Here is a 19,111-nt window from a genome sequence, read left to right as displayed (position 1 = left end):
TGTAGTTATCACCTCGCCATTCAATTTGTATGCGGCGGTATACGAAAAGGACGAAGGTTGCAAGAGCGTCGGCTATGGCGCGTTGCCCTGTCTTGCGGTTCAGCGAATGATGGCCACCCAGACATCTCCGACACGGAACTGGCTGGTTGCCCCAAGCCGCATGGGTTTGTCCGGCGCAGTTTGCCGACCGCGCACCCAGGTGCCATTCGAAGAGCCCAGATCACGGACCTGAAGCTGATTGCCTTTCGCAATCTGCAAGATACAGTGCCTGCCAGACGCCCCCTTGCTGCGTGTCAACGCCAGATCGGCCCAACCGGGATCGCGCCCGATTTTAATCTGGCGTGAGGATTTGAGACCCTGAACCTGATTGAACACAAGGCTTTTGCCGCGATCCGGCCCGGATTGCACAACCAACCGCCACAAAGGCACTGGTCGCGGGGCCATCGGGCTGAACCAGCGGATTCCAGCAGCCCGGTCATATCGCGCGGCGGTATTTGGGTTCAGACCTGTCAGGCCCAGCGTCATGATCTTTTTCATCGCCCGCGTGGACCTGCGCACGGGTGAGACAGGCTTGCCGCTTTTATCACGCATCGTCAGGCGCAGAACAAAGCGGCCCAGAGTTGCCCCGTTCAACACCCCTTCGCAGATCAGCCAGTAGATCAGCACCATCGCCAGATACAGCCCCGCCGACAGGGCTGGGCCCGCGCGTAGCAGGCCAAGCTCCTGCCGCAAGACCGGCTCAACGGTGGCGCAGACAAACGCCAGAAATATAAAATCGAACAGCGCCGCCGCGCTGAGCAGGCGGGCGGCGTTTTTGTCGTCCAAAGGGCCCCCGATCGCCATCACCGTGCCCCCAGCATTGTCAGAATCATGAACAGCGCTGCTCCGATTGAGCACAGCATGAGCGCATCACAATGAAGCCGCAGCGCATGTTTCCCGGCTGCGTTGGAGTTACGAAAATGAAACCCGGCGACCCACAAGGCAAGACCCATACCGACAATGGTGAACAGCAAGGTCTCGGACAGGATTTGCCGGTTCATGGCAACCGCCAACCAATCGGCAGCACCCACAATCAATCCACCCCACAGGATGGCAACAACATAGACAGCAAAGCTCAACGCCTCATTCCGGGAACGGCTGAGCCAAGTTACCAACGCCCCCAAACCCCAGCCCAATGCGGCGGCGATGAGAATCACCAAAATCATCCGAACGGGCAGCGAGAGTGTTACCACCTCAACATTAAAAACCATCCTAGAGGTATTGTTCGCGAAATTGGAACTAATACCCAGAATAGCCAATAACGCGCCAATACCGGCGCCGATATTTCCGGCAAATGCAAAAACCTCATTCGCCAGAACCATCTTGTCCCGTAAACCAAAGGGTAATCTCATCTTAAAACTCATCCTATGATCGAATGTTCAAAAGTATTTGGTCGAATGCCAATCGAATCAGTATTCTATCTTTGCAGGTCATTTGCGAATCGTTGATTGAAAATAAAAAATATGTGAGTTCTTAATCAACTAAGAAGAAAAATTGTTTTACGGAGTAACGAGATGCGTACAGTTGCAGTGTCATTTTTTGCTGCTATTTCCCTTCTACTGACAGCATGTACCGATGAGGCGTTCCAATCTGCTTCATCATCTTCAGTAGCTGGAAAAACCCAACAGGAAAAACAGCTGGAAAAGCAGGTCAAAAGCCTGGATCAGGTGTCTAAGGACATCATTGTTAACAATACAGTTCAGGGTGCGCTTGCTGGCGCGGTTGTTGGCTGTGGTCTCGGCCTTTTGCTCGGCGGCGACGCCGGGGATTGCGCGGCGGGTGCTGCGGCAGGCGGCCTGATCGGCGGTGTCGGCGGCAACCAGGTCGGCCGTCAGGCTGCTGCTAAGAATGTTGAAATCGTCAACAGCAAGCAGGTTCTGGCAAACCTGTCGAATGTCAGCAAACAGCTGAGCTCGGTCGAAGCAAACCTGCGTTCGGTATTGGCCTCGCAGAATGCTGAGCTGAAGTCGCTGCGCCGTCAGCTGGACGGTGGGCAGCTGTCTCAGTCGGCTTATAATCAGCGCGTCAATGCGATCAAATCCAACCGTCAGGTTGTGTCAAATGAGCTGAAGCGCAGTGAAAAGAACATGGACAGCACCATCTCGGAGCTGAAGACAGCGTCGAGCAAAGGTCAACCCGGCCTGGGCGGTGCAACAAATGCTGCGGTCAGCAACAAGAACCGGCTGGCACGGACGCGGGCATCCATCAACCTGCTTTAAATTTACATAGCCCGCGCCTGACCCAGGGCGCGGGTTTTCAATTGGTAAGAGTGAGATAATGACTTCAGATCTTCTTCGTTTTTCAAGACCTTTCGCCCTTGTCGCGGCCACCGTTGTTGCGGGTTGCACTGGTTCAACAGACCCAACAACGGCAACTTTGTTTGACAATATTGCCAATCTGAATTCCGGCGAATACGACCGCCAGATCGCCAACAATAAGGCGCAGGCGGATGCCATTATCGCTCAGAACAAAGCGGCCGAGCAGCGCAATGCGCAATTGGCGGCGCAGAGCAATGCCAACAAAACCGAAATCGCATCGCTGCGTAGACAGATTGCTGACGTCAAGGCGCAAGGCGCAAAGGCGAGGGCTGCATCGGCATCGGATCCTGTGAAACTGCAGCAGGTTCAAGCGTTGGACAATCAGCTGAATGCGGTTGAGCGCGACGTGAATAGCGGCGCGAGTTCTGCGGCGATCTCATCCGAACTGAGCCGGATCAAGTCGGCGTATCGCGCGCTGTCCATATAATTCTAATCACGTCAGGTCGGCGCTTGTCGGCACATGCGACGACCGGGACGTCTTGCCTGAGGGGGGTCTTGGGATCGTGACCTACGGATTTTCATGCAGATTGGTGGCGCTTGCTGCCGCTTTGGTCATTTCGGGCGTAGCCCACGCGCAAGAGGGTAAGACTCGCGCGCCAGCCACCGGGCTGGCTATCTTGGATTGTGCGCCCTCCGATCCCGCACCCGAGGACAGCTGCCTCGTGCGCGTACCTTCCGGCAATCAGCGTGGCGATATGAGCTTTCGCTCGCTTGGCGACGCACAGGCCGATTTCGAGTTTGTTAAATCTCTGGATGACATCCCAGGCAACCTGACCCTTTCGGCGACAATGGTTCTGATTGACCTCTCCGTTGGAGAGCGCAGCGCGCGTGTGCGCAGCTGGAACCGCGAGCGCGAGCTGATTTCGCGCGTTGTGACCAATCTACCAACGGATGAAAAAGTCGCGATCTATGGGTTCGGCAATGATATTGTTGAGTTATCGCCCTTTTCGACCAACCGTTCTCAGGCCGAAGACGTGGTTGAGGGGCTCGAGATTAAGGAACAGAACACCCGTCTGGTCGCCAACGCGACCCGTGCGATCGAATTGCTAAGCCAGCAAGATGACGTGCTGCTGAAGAACCTGATCCTGATCACGGACGGGGATGAGGAAGGTTTGGCCACGGTTGAAGAAATCACCGAGGCCGCCGAGCGCGAGGGCGTTTCGGTCTCGGCCCTTGGCATGTTCTGGCGGGCACAAGGCAATGCCCGCACCACGCGCGGCATTGACGTACTGAAACGCCTGACCGATCCGCAAAATGGCCTGATGGAAGAGGTGTTTTTGCAAAATCAATCTGACGCCAATACCGTGGTGTCAGATTTCATCCGGTCCTATGGCAATTCGGTCAAAGGCTCGGGCCTGATTGTGCCAGTAGGTGATCCGGCGCCTGCGCGCATTACCATCGAAATGATCGAACCGGTTGTCGGCCAGCCGGGACAAACCCAGACCAAGAGCTATTCTGCCGAGTTCCAGCCCGTGGTTGACCCAACGCCAGAGCCTGAACCAGAGCCCGCGCCAGAACCCGAGGATGAGATATTCGGCTTCCCCGCGCTCTACGTCTACATCGCGGGTGGAGTTCTTTTGCTGCTGCTTTTGCTGCTGGTTGTTCTGCTGGCGCGGCGCGGATCAGAGGGTGAGCCCGAAGATGATCTGGAGGCAGGTGACTTCGACGGTGGCGACGTAACCGGCATACCGCCCCTCCAGGATGAGACGCGCACGGTGGCCACTGCGCCCCAGCCGATTGCCTTTCTGGTGCGGGTGGACAACGGGCATCGTTTCCCGGTGCCAGCGGGCCGCTCGACCATTGGACGCAGCAGCACAAACGGTGTGGTCATCCCCGATGGCGGTGTGTCGCGCGTTCATGCGGAACTCAGCGGAACACCAGACGGCCGATTTACCATCAGCGACCTGGATAGTTTGAATGGTACGCTAATCAATGAGCGCAAAATCAAAGGCGCGCAGAGGATAAATGTGGGTGACACAGTGGGCCTTGGGTCCGTTCGCCTGAAACTGGTCCGGGCATAGTCCGGGGCCACACACACAGGAAAGGTGAAGACATGGGCAACGACAACAAGACAAGCTGGCTGTTCGACAAGGACGACGAAGAGCTGAATGACGATTTGGATTTTGGATCAGATGACGGGTTCACCGAAAGCATCTCGCCCTCGGATGACGAGGCGACACATGCCATGCCAAGCGGATCGTCCTTCAGCGAAGCGCCGACTGAATATGTCGAAGATGAGAAGACGCAGATCTACCATGGTGGTATGTCCAAGAACTTCTCGGACAAGGCCGAATTTGATCCGATGGTCGACCCGATTACCGGGTGGCTGGTTGTGGTCAAAGGTCCGGGGTTGGGCCAGTCGGTCAATCTGGGCTCGGGCATGAACACGCTGGGCCGCGACAGTGGCGAGCGCGTTGCATTGGATTTCGGTGACAAGATGATTTCCGGCAAGGACCATTTGCGTGTGATCTTCGACGATGCCAACCGGGTGTTTTTTGCTGCCCCGGGCACGGGCCGGAACATCAGCCGTATAAACGGTCAGATCGTGGCCACAACCATGCCGCTGGAAAACTACGCGCTGATCGAGTTGTCGAAACAGACGCATGTGCGCTTTGTGGCCTTCTGCAACGAGGATTTTGACTGGTCAGAGCTGGCCGACAGCGCTGACGACTGATCCCGATGACAATCATCAGCGGCAAACAAAGCCTCGGCCAGCGCGAAAATCAGGAAGACGCGTTCGATCTTGTCTATCAGAACGAACGCGACCCGAAATCCGACATCCTGATGCTGGTTGCCGATGGAATGGGTGGCCACGCTGGGGGGGAGGTTGCATCCAACCTAGCCCTGTCGGCGTTCAAGAAGCATTTCATCGGGGGCTCGGACGCGCCGCGCCCGCGGGACCGATTGCAGGAGTCGCTGACGGCGGCAAATGAAGCCTTGCGCCAGCGCATTGCCAGCCAGCCCGATTTGAAGGGCATGGGATGCACTCTGATCGCGGCGCTCAAGCTGGGCGATCGGCTGGTTTGGGTTTCCGTCGGTGACAGCAGCTTGTTTCTGTTGCGCGACGGACGCCTGAAAAAGCTGAATGCAGACCACTCGCTTTACGGCGAGTTGTTGCAGATGGTTGCCGCTGGCAAGATCACGCAGGAAGAAGCGGACAGCCACCCACGCCGCAATGCCTTGCGCTCGGCGCTGATGGGGGACCGGATTTCTCTGACTGACGTCAATGCGATCAGCCTGAAACCGGGTGATGTGGTTCTCTCCTGCTCGGATGGGCTGGATACCCTTTCGCAGCCTGAAATCCGGGATATCCTTCAAGGTGGCAAAAGCCGCGATATGCGCGGTGTCGCCTCGGATCTGTTGAACGCGGTCGAGGCGAAAGGAAAGCCGAAACAGGATAACACAACCGTTGTCGTCTACGCTCATGTCCAGGAGGGCATGAGCAGTATGCTGCGGGGAAGCCAATGGGCGTTTCACAATACCGGCGGCAATGGGAATACGCTTAAATATGCAGCTATTGGTCTGGGCGCATTGGCCGTTGTTGCTGCTGCTGGCGCATGGTTGCTGCGGCCTGATCCAGTCGAAGTCACGCCAGAGCCTGAGCCCGCCCCAAATCCGCCATCACAAGAGGAACGCAGTATCGGTGACAGCACAGTCGATGATGATCCAATTGTTTCCGACCCCAGTATCGAGGGGGAACCCTTAACTGAGCCGGAAGCGCAGGTGCCCGAAGCTGAGGGTGCAACCCCAGAAGAGCCCCCTGCACCCGAGGAAACGCCCCCACAACCCACCAAGCCATCTGCGCCTGAAGAACCAGAAAGCACAGTGCCGGTGGAGCCGGAAACGCCTGCACAGCCTCAGGAAGAGGATGATGTTCCAGTCGAAAACCCTGAGGGCGAAGGAAGGTAGTTCTGACCGTGTCGGTACATTTGCCAAAAGGAGAAACCTTTGCCGGTTACGTTCTCGGGGACGTATTGGGGCAGGGGGGCTTTGGCATCACCTACCGTTCGCGCAACCGCGAAACCGGCGAGCGGTTTGCGATCAAGGAGTATTTCCCCGCTGACTATGCAGATCGGGGTCCCGACAACGCTGTCTCGCCCACGTCCGAGGGGCGGCAGTCGTTCCACATGGGGCTTGAGGCCTTTCTGCAAGAGGCCAACCTTCTGCGCGATCTGCCTCAGCAACAGGGCCTGATGCGTGTGCGGGCCGCATTCCGCAAGCATGGTACGGCCTATTGCGTGATGGAGTACATTCACGGCGATCCACTGGATCGAATGCTGGCGCGCATGATTGAGGCCCGCGGATCAGTGCCGCCCGATCTGGTCACCACATTCCTGCATTCCATGCTGAATGCTTTGGATGCCGTGCATGATGTCGGTGTGGTTCACCGCGATATGAAACCGGCAAATGTCATGATCCGCAAAGACGGGCAACCCATCTTGATCGACTTTGGCGCGGCCCGCCTGATGGGAAAATCCAACGGTCTGGCGTCGATGTTCACCCGCAAATACGCCGCGATTGAGCAGTTTCCAGCGGACAAAACCGGATTGACTGGCAGCGTTCAGGAAGGACCCTGGAGTGATTTGTTTGCCCTGTCGGTCATCCTTTACGAAATGGTCTCGCAAAGCCTTCCGCCCAACGCCGAGGAGCGTTGGAAAGAAAAGCGGGCGACAGGCCGCGATCCTTACGTCCCCGTGCGTCACAACCTGAAACGCAACCGCGTTCAGGAGAAATATGACGACGCCTTGCTGAATGCTATCGATCTTGGCTGTAGGTTGCTGCCGCGTGATCGCATCCGCACAGCGCGTGACTATGCCCGGCTTGTGGGCATCGACCTGCATGGAGCGGCGCCGGGCCCAAGCCGACCGAAGCCAGAACCCCGTGCAAAACCTGCTAGCCGCCCGAGGCAGCGCTCCAAGAAAAAAGCCGGAGGCCGCAAGGCTTCTATATTTGTGTTGCTATTGATCCTGATCGTGGCAGTGACCGTCATTGCATATGGAATACTGACGTGAAAGTTGTGACTTTAACCCGTTCCCTTTGTCTTACAGCTGCCTGGCTGGTCGCGACGGTCTGTGCTGCCATTGCACAAATCGCGCCGGATATCGTGGCTGAAACGGACAAGGCCGTCGGGCGAGCCGTCGTGGATCTCAGCGGCGGGCAAGCGACTGGTTCGGGTTTTGTCCTGTCGGAACTGCCCGAAGGTGGCGGTTACTACTACATCACCAACCATCATGTGATTAACGGCGGCCTGAACATACAGGTCGGGTTCAAACAGGATGACCGGGTTTTTCTGTATGATGCAAAGGTCCTGCATGCCTCGCGCGAGCTGGATTTGGCCGTGCTGCGGATTGTCCCGCAGGAATCCAGCGGACATCGGCCCGGCTTTCTGTCTCTGCGAGAAGGCAAAGCACTGAAGGGTGAACAGGTGGCTGCCATCGGCTATCCCGGCTCCTCGGACCAGATCAATGCCGGGCGGGATATGTTGCCTTTTTTTGAAACAACAGTGACTCAGGGGGCGATCAGCAAGGTTGCTCCGGGGTCGTTCAATGAAACGGGGCGAACCCTCGAAATCGTACAGCACACCGCATCGGTCAACCCCGGCAATTCTGGCGGCCCCCTGATCGACTATTGCGGATCGGTTCTGGGGATCAACACGGTCATCTCGGTTTGGAACTCAGATGGTCGCACGCCAACAAACAACACATTCTGGGCCTCGTCCGCAAACCCAATATCCGGTTTTTTGCGGGATGCGGGCATACCCTTTAACGCGCACCAGCAGGAATGTGATCCTGACAACCCGGACTTTGTGGGCGGTGGCGCGAAAGACAACGGCCTGCTGATCATCCTGGCCGTGTTGGCTGGCGCCAGTGCGGCCGTAATCGGCGGCATCTATTTCGTTGTCTCGCAAAGCAAAAGCGGCGGCGGATCGAATTCTGCACGGGGGGGTGGATCGGCGAAATCCTCAGGAAGCGCCATTCTGGCCGTCAGCATGGATGGAAAATCCGAACGGTTCAGCGCCGCCCAACTCCAATCGGGTGTCACGATCGGGCGCGCCAGCGAGAACACGCTGACCATCACCGATCGCAACCTCAGCCGCCGCCACGCCAGCCTGTCCTTGCGGGGGCGCAAGATGATGCTGACCGATCTGGGCTCGTCCAACGGCACCAGGGTCGATGGCCGCCGTCTGAAACCGAATGAACCGGTGCAGATCAACACCAAATCGAAAGTCGAGCTTGGGGGGGTTGCGCTTGTCCTCAAACGCCCCTGATACGGTCCTGTCGATCCGCAACCTTGGGATCGAACGCGCGCCCGGTTTCTTCGTGGTGATCGAAGAGCTGGAGCTGAGCGCGGGCGAAACCATCGTTCTGGATGCGGTCAGCGGGGCGGGCAAAAGCACCGCGCTGGGGCTGATTGCCGGGGCGCTTCCGCTGACGGACCTGCCGGATATGCTGCATGTGATCGACGGAGTGACCGTCACACCTGAAACCCCAAGGGCCGAGTTTGCCGGGCCGGATAAACTGGGCTTTGTGCTGCAAACCAATACGCTGGTGCCGTATCTGAGTTTACAGGAGAATATTGAACTGCCCGTGCGTGTCGCGGGGCAGGTGCCAAATGTCGAATGGCAGGATCACCTGATCCGCGCTATGGGGCTAAGGGACCTGACCGCCCGCAAACCGGGTCAGTTATCGGTGGGTCAACGCCAACGCGCCTCGGTCGCGCGAGCCTTGCTGGGACGACCCGCGTTGCTGTTACTGGACGAGCCGGTTTCCGCCCTCGATCCCGCCAATGTAGCCGAGGTCGAAGGGTTGATCGTACATCTTGCTGCCGAGGCCGGGTCGGCCGTCGTGCTTGCCAGCCATCAGGCGCAAACGGGTGAGTTTGCGGATACCCCACGTGCCGATCACCGACTTCTGGATCATCAGGGGCAATCCTATTCGATCTTCTCAACAGCGGGCCGCGCGGCGGCGAGGGTGGCGTGATGGTTCGGATACCAGCCATGTTGGCCCTGCGCGAATTGCGCCATGACTGGCAGTCGGCATTGTGTTTTGTCGCCGCGCTGGCGGGCGTTCTGGGCCCGCTGCTGATCATTCTGGCGCTGAAGAACGGGATCATCGGCACCATGGTAGGCCGATTGATCGAGGACCCGTCGAACCGCGAAATCCTAGCCATCGGGGCCGAGCAGCATGATGCAGCCTTCTTCGCCGCCCTGGGCGCGCGGCAAGATGTCGGGTTCATCGTGCCTGCTACGCGCTCGATCAACACATCAGCCAACGCGGTGCGACATGAGGCGCAGCGCAAGTTGGAGCGTGCGGTGCCTCTGATCCCCTCAGCTGCGGGTGATCCGCTGATCGACGGCGAAGCGGTTGCGCCGGGTCGCGTGTGGGTCTCGGACAAGCTGGCGCAGGACCTTTCGGTCTCGGCCGGGGATACAGTTGACATGATCATCGGGCGCGAAGTGGATGGGCAACGCGAAAACGCCCGCCGCGATCTGCAGGTGATTGGCGTATTGCCCCCCGAAATTTGGCCGCGTCCTGCCATCTTTCTGTCGCTGCCCGATCTTCTGGCGGTCGAGCGGTTTCGCGACGATCTGACCTCGAACCCCGCAAACTGGACCGATCCGGTTGCCGAGCCCGAAACCTATGCCAGCTTTCGGCTTTATGCGCGTTCGCTTGAAGATATCGGAACCTTGTCGGCCCATCTGGCTGAACAGGGGCTGCAATCGCGCCCTCGGGCTGAAAACGCAGCCCTGTTACTGTCCTTCCGGCGCAATCTGAACATCCTGTTCACAGCTATTGCTGCACTCGCCATGTTTGGCTTCTGGGCGGCGATGTCCGCCAATCTGCGCGGGATGGTCGAACGGCAGCGTGTCATTTTCAGCCTGTTTTCCATGCTAACCATGCCCGACCGACAACGCTGTGTGATCCCGGTGGTCCAGAGCCTTGCGTTGGTGCTGGGCGGCGTGATTGCGACGCTGATCATCATCCTACCCTTCCTGCTGGCCATCAATGCCACGTTCGAAACCGCCCCGGGCGAATCCGTTGCGCGCCTCTATGCGGGCGATGTGATTGCGACGCTGGTTCTTGGCACCGTGACGGCAGTGACCGCCGCGATCTGGGCGGTGTTTGCCGTGCGTAATGTCGAACCTCAGGAGGTCTTGACCCATGCCTAAACTGACCCACCTCGCGCTCGCTTCACTGATTGGTCTTCTGACCCTGTCCGCAACCGCGCAGGCGCAGGAGATCACTTGGCGAGAGAAATACTTTAATCCACAGCCTGCCGATGGCGACCTGTCCCTGCCCATGCCTTGCGGCGGGGCGATGACGTTCCGCAAGGTGGCAACGCCCAACACCGATGGCGTCATCGGCGATGTCTCGGTCGTGTTGGGGCAGGAGGGCAGCGATCAGCCTTATCTGAACGGATTGCGCCGAGCATTTGTTTCTGGTGCCTTTGCCGATCCCGAAGGCGCGGCTAAGGGCTATTTCTATATGGCCAAGTATGAGCTGGCGCAGGCGCAATGGGATGTGGTCATGGTTGGCTGCCCCGACAAGGAACCGCGTCGCCGGGGTTTTGTCCCGGCGGTTGGACAAACCAAGCTGGACTATCAGCGCTTTGCGGAAACCTACACGCTATGGCTGATGGAAAATGCGTCCGACAGTCTGCCCCGCGTCGATGATACGCGGGCCTATCTGCGCCTACCCACCGAAGAAGAATGGGAATACTCCGCCCGTGGTGGTTTGGCGGTGGATCAATCCCTGTTCCGTGCCCCCTTGCCTCCGGTGCCCGAAGGTACGCCGCAGGATGAATACATCGCCCATGGCGGTACGGCCTCCGCCGGGGGTAAGCTACAGGTCGTGGGCTCATTGCGTCCCAACCCGTTGGGTCTGCATGATATGCTGGGCAATGCAGCCGAGATCGTTGGGGATCCTTTTGCTCTGGTCCGCCACGGGCGCCTGCATGGTCAGGCCGGTGGCTTTGTGAAACGCGGTGGCGATGCGCGGACGCCTTTGGCAGACATCACATCCTCGACCCGGTTCGAGGTTCCGCCCTTTGACATCCTGTCCAATACCGCCTCGGCGGATCGCTTCACCGGTACCCGATTGGTACTGCAGGGCCTGGCCATCACCTCGGCGGATCAGGATCAGGCGCTGAAGGACGGGCTCGCCGAACTGGCGCGTCCGGATGAAGGACTGGCCTCGGCCGCAAGCGAACAAGAGGCGATGGAGTTGCTGGATGAGATATCCGCGGAAACCCTGTCGGATCGAACCAAGACGCAATTGGCGGTGATCAAGGACACGCTGAACAGGGGCCGGGTTGAGCGCAACGCACAAAGGGATCAATCGGTCAGGCTGATCCTGACCTCGGGCGTTCTGGTCTGCGGCCAGGCGCTGCGCCGCTATCTGAACGCTCTGATCTCAATGCTGACAATCCAGCCCGAGCTTGACGCCATCGAACGCGAGGCGCGCGCCGCCGGGGATCAGGAGTTGTTGAAGGAAATTGAGATCGCCCGACAAGAGGCCGCCGCAAAACTCAGGGAAATCGAAGAGAAAGCAAAGGCGGATGTGGTTGAATATGCCAACCTGATCGAAGGGTTGGTCGATCAATACTCGCCCGTGCTGCTACGCAAACAGATCGATTTCATCTACCCCACCGAAGAAAGCCGGGGACGTGAGCGGGCAAACTGTCTGGCGCTGGTGCAGGATCATATCGGCGCGCGCAGCGTCGCGGGATATTCGGATTTGGATCAAATAGCGGACGATATTCAGGGGCTGGCCCTATCGTTCATGGAAGAATGACTTGGAAAGGTTGAAGAATGAGGGATGTATTGAACAAATCGCTGGAGGTTCTGGTTTGGATCACCACCGCGCTGTCGATTATCTTTTTCTGTTTCACCGCTGTGACCATGCTGCGTCTGTCGCCGCTCGGTCCGGATACAACCACGATCATCGCCGCTTTCCTGACGGTGGTGTTCGGGATCACATCGTCGCTGGTATTTGCCGGTATCTGCTTTCAGATCATGGATATCCGCACCTTTAGCAAGCACAGCGCCATCAGCCTGAAAAACCGGAGGTAAGGACACCCATGGAACATTCGGTACTTGGCCTGAAACCCGGCAGCGTTCTGCAGGATACGTATGAGATCAAATCCCTGCTGGGCGAGGGCGGCATGGGGGCCACATTTCGTGGCCTGAACCGGGCCAGCGGGCATGAGGTGGCGATCAAGGTCATGACGCCCAGCTTTGCCAAGAACCAAAAAGCGGTTGATCTGTTCCGGCGCGAGGCGAACCTGCTGCGTACCGTGCGCAGTGATGCCGTGGTGCGGTTCGAGACCTCGATGCTGGACAAGGATGGCCGTCTGTTCCTGGTGATGGAATTTGTGCCCGGTCATCCGTTGGCGCACTACCTGAAAAAGGGGGCAAGGCTGTCCTCGGACGATGTGTTGAAACTGGGTCTACGCCTGTCGCAAGGGCTTGAGGCCATTCACAAGCTGGGCATCGTCCACCGCGATGTGGCCCCGGATAATGTGATGATCTCACATGATGATATCAATCAGGCCAAATTCATTGATTTCGGCTTGGCCTCAGACAGTGTTGGCACGGACAAATCCATCATTGGGGACAGTTTTGCAGGCAAGCTGCGCTATTGCGCGCCGGAACAGTTGGGCCTGTTTGGCAATGAGGTGTCTACCGCCACGGACGCCTATGCGCTGGGGCTGGTTCTGATGCGAACCTCAGGGCTGGAGCTACCGGGTGAGGGCAAAGGGTTCGCAGCGGTCGAAGACCGGAAAGCAGACGTCAAGATCACCGATCCCAAGGTCGCCCCTGGTTTGAAATGGGCGCTGGAGCAGTTGCTGAAAGCCAACCCCAAAGACCGCCCTTCGGACCTGCCCGGATTGTTCCACAAAGCCTTGAGCGGTGAGGTGAAAAAAACGCCCTCGGCACGGGCGACCCCCGCCAAGGACGCAGCACCGTCGGATAAGACCTCAGGCGGCAGCAATATGCCCATGATCGCCGCAGGTGTGGTGGCGCTGGCGGTCATAGCAGGCGCTGCGTGGTATTTTCTTGCAGGACCCGGTGGTCAGTCGGCCAAGGTCAACGAGTCCGTTGTCGTTGCGCAAGAGGCGGTCGCCGCAGACAACCCGCTGACCGCAGCGCGCGATCTGCTGGCGGCGGGTGGCGCACAGAACCTTGATGCCGCCCTGGGCGCGCTGATTGCCATCAGCAATGATCAGGAACTTTCGGAACAGGACCGGGCGGACGCCAATATCCTGATTGCCGAAATGTATGACCCCGAGACCCATAGCACTGTGACTTCCCCTTTCCCGCGCCCCAACGCCTCGGCGGCGCGGCGGTATTACCAGCGTGCGGCTGATCTGGGATCAGACCCGGCACGCGAGGCCCTGAACAGGTTGGGCGAGTGAGGAAACGGATATGATGTTGAAACGGATACTCCTTCTTGTAACGGCACTGGCGCTGGCGGGGCCGGTTCTGGCGCAGTCGAAATCACCATTGCCGATCGAGGGCAAAACCAGCCTGTTCCAGCGCGTGCTGATCCGCGAGCGGATCGAGGCGCGAACAGAGCCTGAAAGCGAAGCTCCTGGCAAAGCCCTTTCGCCGCTGCAGGTATTCTTTGTGTATGACCGCGATGGCGACTGGATGCAGATCGGGGCCACTGATCGGGGGGAAGACCTGATGTGGGTGCCTCAGGCCGCGACGGTCGACTGGAACCAGAACATCGTTGCGACGCTGGAAGGCAGTGACAATGTGAGCCGGGTTTTGTTCTTCAACGATATCGACCCGATTTACGACATCATCGAAAGCGAAAACCCCGCCAATCTGGCTGCGGATGCGCGGGATGAAGCACTGGCGGCCGAGCAAGGCGGCGAACCGTCGGAAACCGTGATCGCCCTTGGCCCGCGTGAGACGATCGATCAACGGCAGAACCTGTACGTGATGCCGATCCTGTCGACCGAAGAGGCGGTGTTCGATATCGGGCCCTTCGTTAACCTTCTGCAAGTTGCCGTCGCCAGCGCAAATGCGCCGAACCCACCAGCCGCCCCAAGTGGTCAGGCTGCGGGTGACCTTAAAACCGGGGTGGTCTTTGTCGTCGACACGACCATTTCCATGGAACCCTATATCCGCGCCACCCGCGATGCACTGCAGGAAGTGTACCGCGAGGCAGCGTCCTCCGACGCCGCCGATGCGGTTAGCTTTGCCCTAGTGGGTTATCGTGACAGCCTGCAAGCTGCACCCGAGCTAGGTTATGACGTCAAGACCTTTGTGGATTTGCAGCAGGGGTTGAATGTCGAAAACTTCCTGGCCGGGATCGACCAGATGCAGGAGGCAAAGGCCAGCAGCAAGAATTTCCGCGAAGACAGCTATCGCGGGATTGAACATGCGCTACAGGATATGGATTGGAGCGACTTTGGAAGCCGGTTCATCGTTCTGGTGACCGATGCAGGTCCGCGCGAATTTGATGATGAATACTCCTCGACCGGTCTGAGCGCTGAAAGCCTGAACCGCCTTATTCGCGAGCGGATCGGGGGCGCCATGGCCGTCATGCATCTGCGCACCGCGCGCGGAGCCAAGGATCACCCCTCGGCCGAGGCGGCCTATAAACAACTAACCGCGTTTCCGAACTCGGCGCCGCTGTATTTTCCCATCGAGAACGGCGATCCCACCATCTACAAGGACACGGCCCGCCAATTGGGTCAGTTCGTGGCGCAACAGGCGTCATCTTATCGCGGCAGCGACGGGGACGCCCTATTGGATGAAGATGCAATCGTCGATGAGGCCGAAGGCGGGCTGTTCAGCGGGCTCAACACCGCCAGCCGCACGATGCAGCTGGCCTATCTTGGTCGGACCGAAGGCGCGCAAGCACCCGATCTGTTCGAGGCTTATGTCGCCGACCGAGATTTCGACCGCACCGGTTTGAAACCACTGTCTATCCGTCTGCTGATCTCGAAAGCCGACCTGAGCAATCTGGAAGAAGCGTTGCGGATCATCGTGGATCAGGCTGAACGGAACGTGGTGAACCCTGATCAGTTCTTTACCCAAGTTCTAGGTGTCGCCGCTGATATGAGCCGTCGCCCTGATCAGGTGTCACGCCAATCCGATCCAAGCCTGGCCGTGGCAGTGGCTTTGGACGAGTATCTGGCCGATTTGCCTTATAAATCACAGATTATGGCCATTACCGAAGACGATTGGGTTCGTCTGCCCATTTCTGAACAGCAGACCATCGTCAATGGCCTCTATGACAAGATCGAACGCTATCGTCGCTACAATGAATCGACGGATCAGTGGGTCGACTATCTGGGGGCAGGGCCGCAGGCGGGCAATCTATTGTATCCCATGTTGTTGGACGATCTGCCCTAGAACAGGTGAACAATCCAATAAAAACCGGGGCCTCGGGATACTTCCGCTGCCCCGGTTTTTTTTATTCTGCGACCTTAGTTTTTTCAGCACTCTTTTTAAACTGTTGGTCATAAAGCCTGCGGAAGCTGCCGTTGCGGGCGATCAGCTGATCCAGATTGCCTTGTTCGACAACGGCCCCGTCCTGAATCACCATGATATTGTCCGCTTCAAGAATCGTGGACAGACGGTGCGCGATGACGACCACTGTCATGTCCTTTGTCAGCGCATCCAGCGCTTCGCGCACCAAGTTTTCGGATTCTGCATCGAGAGCGCTCGTGGCTTCGTCCAGCAACAGAATCTCAGCCTTACGCAAAATCGCGCGCGCAATAGCCAGACGCTGTTTCTGACCCCCGGAGAGGAAGGCACCGTTCTCACCGACCAGAGTATCATAACCATTCGGCAGCTCGGAAATGAAATCATGTGCGTGTGCGGCACGGGCCGCGTCAAAGATTTCCTCATCGGTTGCATCAGGCGCGGCAAAGCGAAGGTTCTGCATCACCGTCGTCGAGAACAGGAAGGTATCCTGGCCCACGTAAGAGATTTTCTTGCGCAGCGACGCAAAACTCGCATGGCGGACATCATGGCCATCGATTTCGACTGTGCCTTCATTGGGGTCGTAAAACCGCATGATCAATCCGAAAATCGTAGACTTGCCACCCCCGGACTGGCCGACCAAAGCAGTGGTTTGCCGCGCTGCAAAGGTTACGCTCATATCTTCGATCACTGAAATTGAGCCCTGATAGCCAAAGGTCACATTGCGCAGCGCGATCTCACCTGGACCGTCCGGAATATCCTCTGCGTCGGGACTCTCGGTCATCGTGTCTTCTTGATCCAGCAACCCGAATACCAGGCTTACGCCAACCATCGCTGCTTCGATCTGAACGCGCATCTTCGACAGGCGTTTAGCTGGCTCATAAGCCATCAGTAACGCGGTGATGAACGACATCAGTTGACCTGCAGTGGGTTGCTCAGCCCCAGCAATTCCCAGTGTGCTGACGATCAGAACGCCCGCAATAGCCAGACCGGCCAGAAACTCCATCAACGGGCTGGCAATCGCTTGCAGGCGTGCAATATCGTTGGAGCGTGCCTCGACCTTTCGGATCGCGGTATCCATTCGTTTCGTCATCAACTCTTCGAGCGACAACACTTTTATCACTTTGATTCCAGCTGAGGTTTCTTGGAGCACGCGGATAATCTCAGCAAGCGATGTGAATTCCGCTTGCATGATCTTTCGCACACTTTTCAGCAGTTGACGAACTCCGAGCAATGCTATCGGACCGACAATCAGAAACATAACTGACAAAAGTGGCTGCTGATAAACCATAACAGCGATCAGACCCACGAGTGTGAGCAGGTCTCGTACAAAGCCGGTTACGAGCACATCGATCAAAGTACGGGCGGCTTGTGCACCGTGCGTCGTTCGCATCAAAAGTTCTGATGATTCGTTTTGGCCAAAAAAATCGACACCGTGCCGAAGGAGTTTACGAAAAACTTTATCTTGCTGCGCAGCAACAATCCGATTTCCAGCCCGGGCGAGGTAAATCGCCTGAATATAGGTTGCCGCAGCTTTTAACAGGAACAAGCCAACAACTGATAGTGCGATAATCGGAGCCCACCCACGCATCTCCGGGCTGGTCATGGCATCGACGATGTACTCCATCATATAGGCCGCGCCCGCAGTGGTGGCAGCGACCAATATCATCGCCACGATTGCGATCCCGTACATCCAGCCTTGTGCATAGAAGCTTTCGCCAATCAGGCGGCCCATATAGCCGGACCGCCACTTGTTCCAGGCGCGCTTAATCATTGCATTCTCCAGATCATGAAACCATGCGCTCGCTCAGATAACCTAAAATCATTTTGGCCAAAAGGGCAGATACCCAAGCGTGACAGAGTGACCTTTCAATTGGTCGCGTATGGACGACGACAACGCGCCATCGGTTAGGCGTGCACAGTTAGGCACGATCCAGGCACGATGCAACAGCAAGCAGAACAAATGGAGGCAATTCGGTACTTCGATAGCCCTGATCCCAACGGTTACATCCTTGAGGGATATCAGAGTTTGTGCAACTGAGCGGATATTTGCCGCCGGGGCAGGGCAGGCAGTTCGCACAGGTTTAGCCTGCGTTTATCGCTTGTGATTGTTATACTTGGCCCTTAGAACCCTGCCAGATTTCGTTTAGGTAAGCCGCCCGTGTCGATTAGAGCCGTCATTCTAAGCCTTCCAAAGGACGTTGATCGGCGTAACGCATGTCAGACGGAATGTACGCAGCTGGGACTACCGCACTCAGTTCTTCGACGCAATCTACGGCGATCAACTGTTCGACGCGGATGTATCGCGCATTTACGATGCCAAAAGGAACCGGCGCGCGTTCAAGCGTCCGCTCAGCCGCAATGAAATAGCCTGCGCCTTGGGCCATCTGAAAATCTGGCAAGCAATCGCTGAGACCGAAGATACCCTGACCCTTGTGCTGGAAGATGATGCGACATTCATTCAGAACCCGATGCAATTTCTGGATGCATTGTCCAAGTCATCGGGGCGCTATCAAGACGTTATGATCAAACTGGACGGCGTGGCAGGGAGTGGCGAGCAGGTTTTGGGGACGGTCGCAGATCAGAGCCTGGTCCTGTCGGATCGGCTGCCTCCTAGAACAACAGGCTATATCATTGGCCGCACGGTGGCGACACATCTGGCGGCTGTCCATGCCCCGTTTGCGCGCCCCGTTGATATCGACCTCAAATTCTACTGGGAACACAAAGTGCCAATTCTGACCTTGGCGAACCAAATGGTTGCAGAACGCGGAACTTTTGACAGCACGATCGAGGCCAACCGCAACAGCAAAAAAAAAGCGGTTCCTCTCCGGGGCGCTTTCTAAGCAATGCGCTCTACCAGATCAGATATAGCTACGGGCGACTCAGTCATCCCCTCAAACCCACCGAAATTGCGGGGCTCGCACCCCTGCTAAACAGCCAAAGCGGCGCTCAGGACAGATCATGAAAGAAAATCTTGTTGTTGTCCGTGCAGGCGGAAAATCCTTGCATCCCCGCTGGCAAGAGATCGCGTACGAAGATCGCAACTATGATCTGCTAATCAGCTTTTTCTCGGATGAGGCATTTGCGGCGTTCAAGCCCGAACCAGGGGGCGATGCCGTTTTGGTCAAAGGCGGAAAATGGGACGGCCTGTTTCTGACGCTTTCGAGCCGAGACCTTGAGGCATATGATTACGTCGGGCTGCCAGATGACGATCTGGATATTGCTGCCGAGGATGTGAATGCTCTGTTCGACACCATGGATGCCCATGGGTTGAGGATCGCGCTGAGCCTCCCCAACTGAACTGGTCCAC

18 protein-coding genes are annotated in these 19,111 nt (G+C 57.6%); 15 read left to right on the top strand and 3 right to left on the bottom strand.

The genetic code is table 11. From position 1 onward, the window contains the following. Positions 1 to 99: 99 nt before the first annotated feature. Both AC2FFE_RS04855 and AC2FFE_RS04850 read right to left on the bottom strand, forming a co-directional pair. Entirely contained in the window at positions 100 to 843 is a 744-nt protein-coding gene (locus tag AC2FFE_RS04855) for an FHA domain-containing protein (RefSeq protein ID WP_496846035.1), read from the bottom strand. After that, positions 843 to 1,391 (bottom strand): hypothetical protein, encoded by a 549-nt coding sequence (locus AC2FFE_RS04850; protein ID WP_496818090.1) that lies wholly within the window; start codon positions 1,389 to 1,391, stop codon positions 843 to 845. The genes AC2FFE_RS04855 and AC2FFE_RS04850 overlap by 1 nt, the downstream gene beginning before the upstream one ends. Before the next feature lie 162 nt (positions 1,392 to 1,553). On the opposite strand from AC2FFE_RS04850, the gene AC2FFE_RS04845 reads away from it, so the two are divergent. From AC2FFE_RS04845 to AC2FFE_RS04785, 13 genes are all read left to right on the top strand, one after another. Then, positions 1,554 to 2,258, top strand: coding sequence for a hypothetical protein (locus AC2FFE_RS04845; protein ID WP_353010186.1), 705 nt, complete (start codon positions 1,554 to 1,556; stop codon positions 2,256 to 2,258). A gap of 58 nt (positions 2,259 to 2,316) precedes the next feature. Beyond that, complete coding sequence (locus AC2FFE_RS04840) at positions 2,317 to 2,784, top strand: hypothetical protein (protein ID WP_496846034.1); 468 nt, start codon at positions 2,317 to 2,319, stop codon at positions 2,782 to 2,784. A 76-nt stretch (positions 2,785 to 2,860) separates the two neighbouring features. After that, entirely contained in the window at positions 2,861 to 4,378 is a 1,518-nt protein-coding gene (locus AC2FFE_RS04835; RefSeq protein WP_496846033.1) for an FHA domain-containing protein, read from the top strand. A 32-nt stretch (positions 4,379 to 4,410) separates the two neighbouring features. Next, positions 4,411 to 5,031 (top strand): FHA domain-containing protein, encoded by a 621-nt coding sequence (locus AC2FFE_RS04830; protein ID WP_496818093.1) that lies wholly within the window; start codon positions 4,411 to 4,413, stop codon positions 5,029 to 5,031. A gap of 5 nt (positions 5,032 to 5,036) precedes the next feature. After that, a complete protein-coding gene (locus tag AC2FFE_RS04825) occupies positions 5,037 to 6,266 on the top strand; it encodes a PP2C family protein-serine/threonine phosphatase (RefSeq protein ID WP_496818094.1) in 1,230 nt (409 codons plus the stop codon). An 8-nt stretch (positions 6,267 to 6,274) separates the two neighbouring features. Next, a complete protein-coding gene (locus AC2FFE_RS04820; protein ID WP_496846032.1) occupies positions 6,275 to 7,369 on the top strand; it encodes a serine/threonine protein kinase in 1,095 nt (364 codons plus the stop codon). Continuing rightward, on the top strand, positions 7,366 to 8,625 hold the full coding sequence (locus AC2FFE_RS04815) for a trypsin-like peptidase domain-containing protein (RefSeq protein WP_496846031.1): 1,260 nt from the start codon (positions 7,366 to 7,368) through the stop codon (positions 8,623 to 8,625). Before AC2FFE_RS04820 ends, AC2FFE_RS04815 begins: the two co-directional genes overlap by 4 nt. Continuing rightward, a complete protein-coding gene (locus AC2FFE_RS04810; RefSeq protein WP_496846030.1) occupies positions 8,606 to 9,337 on the top strand; it encodes an ATP-binding cassette domain-containing protein in 732 nt (243 codons plus the stop codon). Before AC2FFE_RS04815 ends, AC2FFE_RS04810 begins: the two co-directional genes overlap by 20 nt. Continuing rightward, positions 9,337 to 10,527: an ABC transporter permease gene (locus AC2FFE_RS04805; protein ID WP_496846029.1), complete on the top strand. Its 1,191-nt coding sequence runs from the start codon at positions 9,337 to 9,339 to the stop codon at positions 10,525 to 10,527. Before AC2FFE_RS04810 ends, AC2FFE_RS04805 begins: the two co-directional genes overlap by 1 nt. Further along, complete coding sequence (locus tag AC2FFE_RS04800; RefSeq protein ID WP_496818099.1) at positions 10,520 to 12,151, top strand: formylglycine-generating enzyme family protein; 1,632 nt, start codon at positions 10,520 to 10,522, stop codon at positions 12,149 to 12,151. Before AC2FFE_RS04805 ends, AC2FFE_RS04800 begins: the two co-directional genes overlap by 8 nt. Before the next feature lie 17 nt (positions 12,152 to 12,168). Continuing rightward, positions 12,169 to 12,429 carry a hypothetical protein gene (locus AC2FFE_RS04795; RefSeq protein WP_170535048.1) on the top strand — a complete coding sequence of 87 codons (261 nt, stop codon included), beginning with the start codon at positions 12,169 to 12,171 and terminating at the stop codon, positions 12,427 to 12,429. A gap of 8 nt (positions 12,430 to 12,437) precedes the next feature. Next, positions 12,438 to 13,775, top strand: coding sequence for a serine/threonine-protein kinase (locus tag AC2FFE_RS04790; RefSeq protein ID WP_496846028.1), 1,338 nt, complete (start codon positions 12,438 to 12,440; stop codon positions 13,773 to 13,775). 10 nt (positions 13,776 to 13,785) lie between these two features. Next, positions 13,786 to 15,729 (top strand): vWA domain-containing protein, encoded by a 1,944-nt coding sequence (locus tag AC2FFE_RS04785; RefSeq protein WP_496846026.1) that lies wholly within the window; start codon positions 13,786 to 13,788, stop codon positions 15,727 to 15,729. A gap of 61 nt (positions 15,730 to 15,790) precedes the next feature. On the opposite strand, the gene AC2FFE_RS04780 is transcribed toward AC2FFE_RS04785, so the two are convergent. Continuing rightward, positions 15,791 to 17,575: an ABC transporter ATP-binding protein gene (locus tag AC2FFE_RS04780; protein WP_496818103.1), complete on the bottom strand. Its 1,785-nt coding sequence runs from the start codon at positions 17,573 to 17,575 to the stop codon at positions 15,791 to 15,793. Positions 17,576 to 18,002: 427 nt separating this feature from the next. Here AC2FFE_RS04780 and AC2FFE_RS04775 point away from each other — a divergent pair, with 427 nt between their 5' ends. Next, complete coding sequence (locus AC2FFE_RS04775) at positions 18,003 to 18,644, top strand: glycosyltransferase family 25 protein (RefSeq protein ID WP_496818104.1); 642 nt, start codon at positions 18,003 to 18,005, stop codon at positions 18,642 to 18,644. 118 nt (positions 18,645 to 18,762) lie between these two features. After that, positions 18,763 to 19,101 carry a hypothetical protein gene (locus AC2FFE_RS04770; protein WP_496818105.1) on the top strand — a complete coding sequence of 113 codons (339 nt, stop codon included), beginning with the start codon at positions 18,763 to 18,765 and terminating at the stop codon, positions 19,099 to 19,101. Positions 19,102 to 19,111 lie beyond the last annotated feature (10 nt).

Source organism: Ruegeria sp. YTSA168 (genome assembly GCF_059610045.1).
This window is presented reverse-complemented; position numbering and strand designations above follow the sequence as displayed.

Coding starts and splice junctions, on each gene's coding strand:
- AC2FFE_RS04855 (WP_496846035.1), bottom strand. CDS start 843: ATGGCGATCGGGGGCCCTTTGGACGACAAAAACGCCGCCCGCCTGCTC.
- AC2FFE_RS04850 (WP_496818090.1), bottom strand. CDS start 1,391: ATGAGATTACCCTTTGGTTTACGGGACAAGATGGTTCTGGCGAATGAG.
- AC2FFE_RS04845 (WP_353010186.1), top strand. CDS start 1,554: ATGCGTACAGTTGCAGTGTCATTTTTTGCTGCTATTTCCCTTCTACTG.
- AC2FFE_RS04840 (WP_496846034.1), top strand. CDS start 2,317: ATGACTTCAGATCTTCTTCGTTTTTCAAGACCTTTCGCCCTTGTCGCG.
- AC2FFE_RS04830 (WP_496818093.1), top strand. CDS start 4,411: ATGGGCAACGACAACAAGACAAGCTGGCTGTTCGACAAGGACGACGAA.
- AC2FFE_RS04825 (WP_496818094.1), top strand. CDS start 5,037: ATGACAATCATCAGCGGCAAACAAAGCCTCGGCCAGCGCGAAAATCAG.
- AC2FFE_RS04805 (WP_496846029.1), top strand. CDS start 9,337: ATGGTTCGGATACCAGCCATGTTGGCCCTGCGCGAATTGCGCCATGAC.
- AC2FFE_RS04800 (WP_496818099.1), top strand. CDS start 10,520: ATGCCTAAACTGACCCACCTCGCGCTCGCTTCACTGATTGGTCTTCTG.
- AC2FFE_RS04795 (WP_170535048.1), top strand. CDS start 12,169: ATGAGGGATGTATTGAACAAATCGCTGGAGGTTCTGGTTTGGATCACC.
- AC2FFE_RS04790 (WP_496846028.1), top strand. CDS start 12,438: ATGGAACATTCGGTACTTGGCCTGAAACCCGGCAGCGTTCTGCAGGAT.
- AC2FFE_RS04785 (WP_496846026.1), top strand. CDS start 13,786: ATGATGTTGAAACGGATACTCCTTCTTGTAACGGCACTGGCGCTGGCG.
- AC2FFE_RS04780 (WP_496818103.1), bottom strand. CDS start 17,575: ATGATTAAGCGCGCCTGGAACAAGTGGCGGTCCGGCTATATGGGCCGC.
- AC2FFE_RS04770 (WP_496818105.1), top strand. CDS start 18,763: ATGAAAGAAAATCTTGTTGTTGTCCGTGCAGGCGGAAAATCCTTGCAT.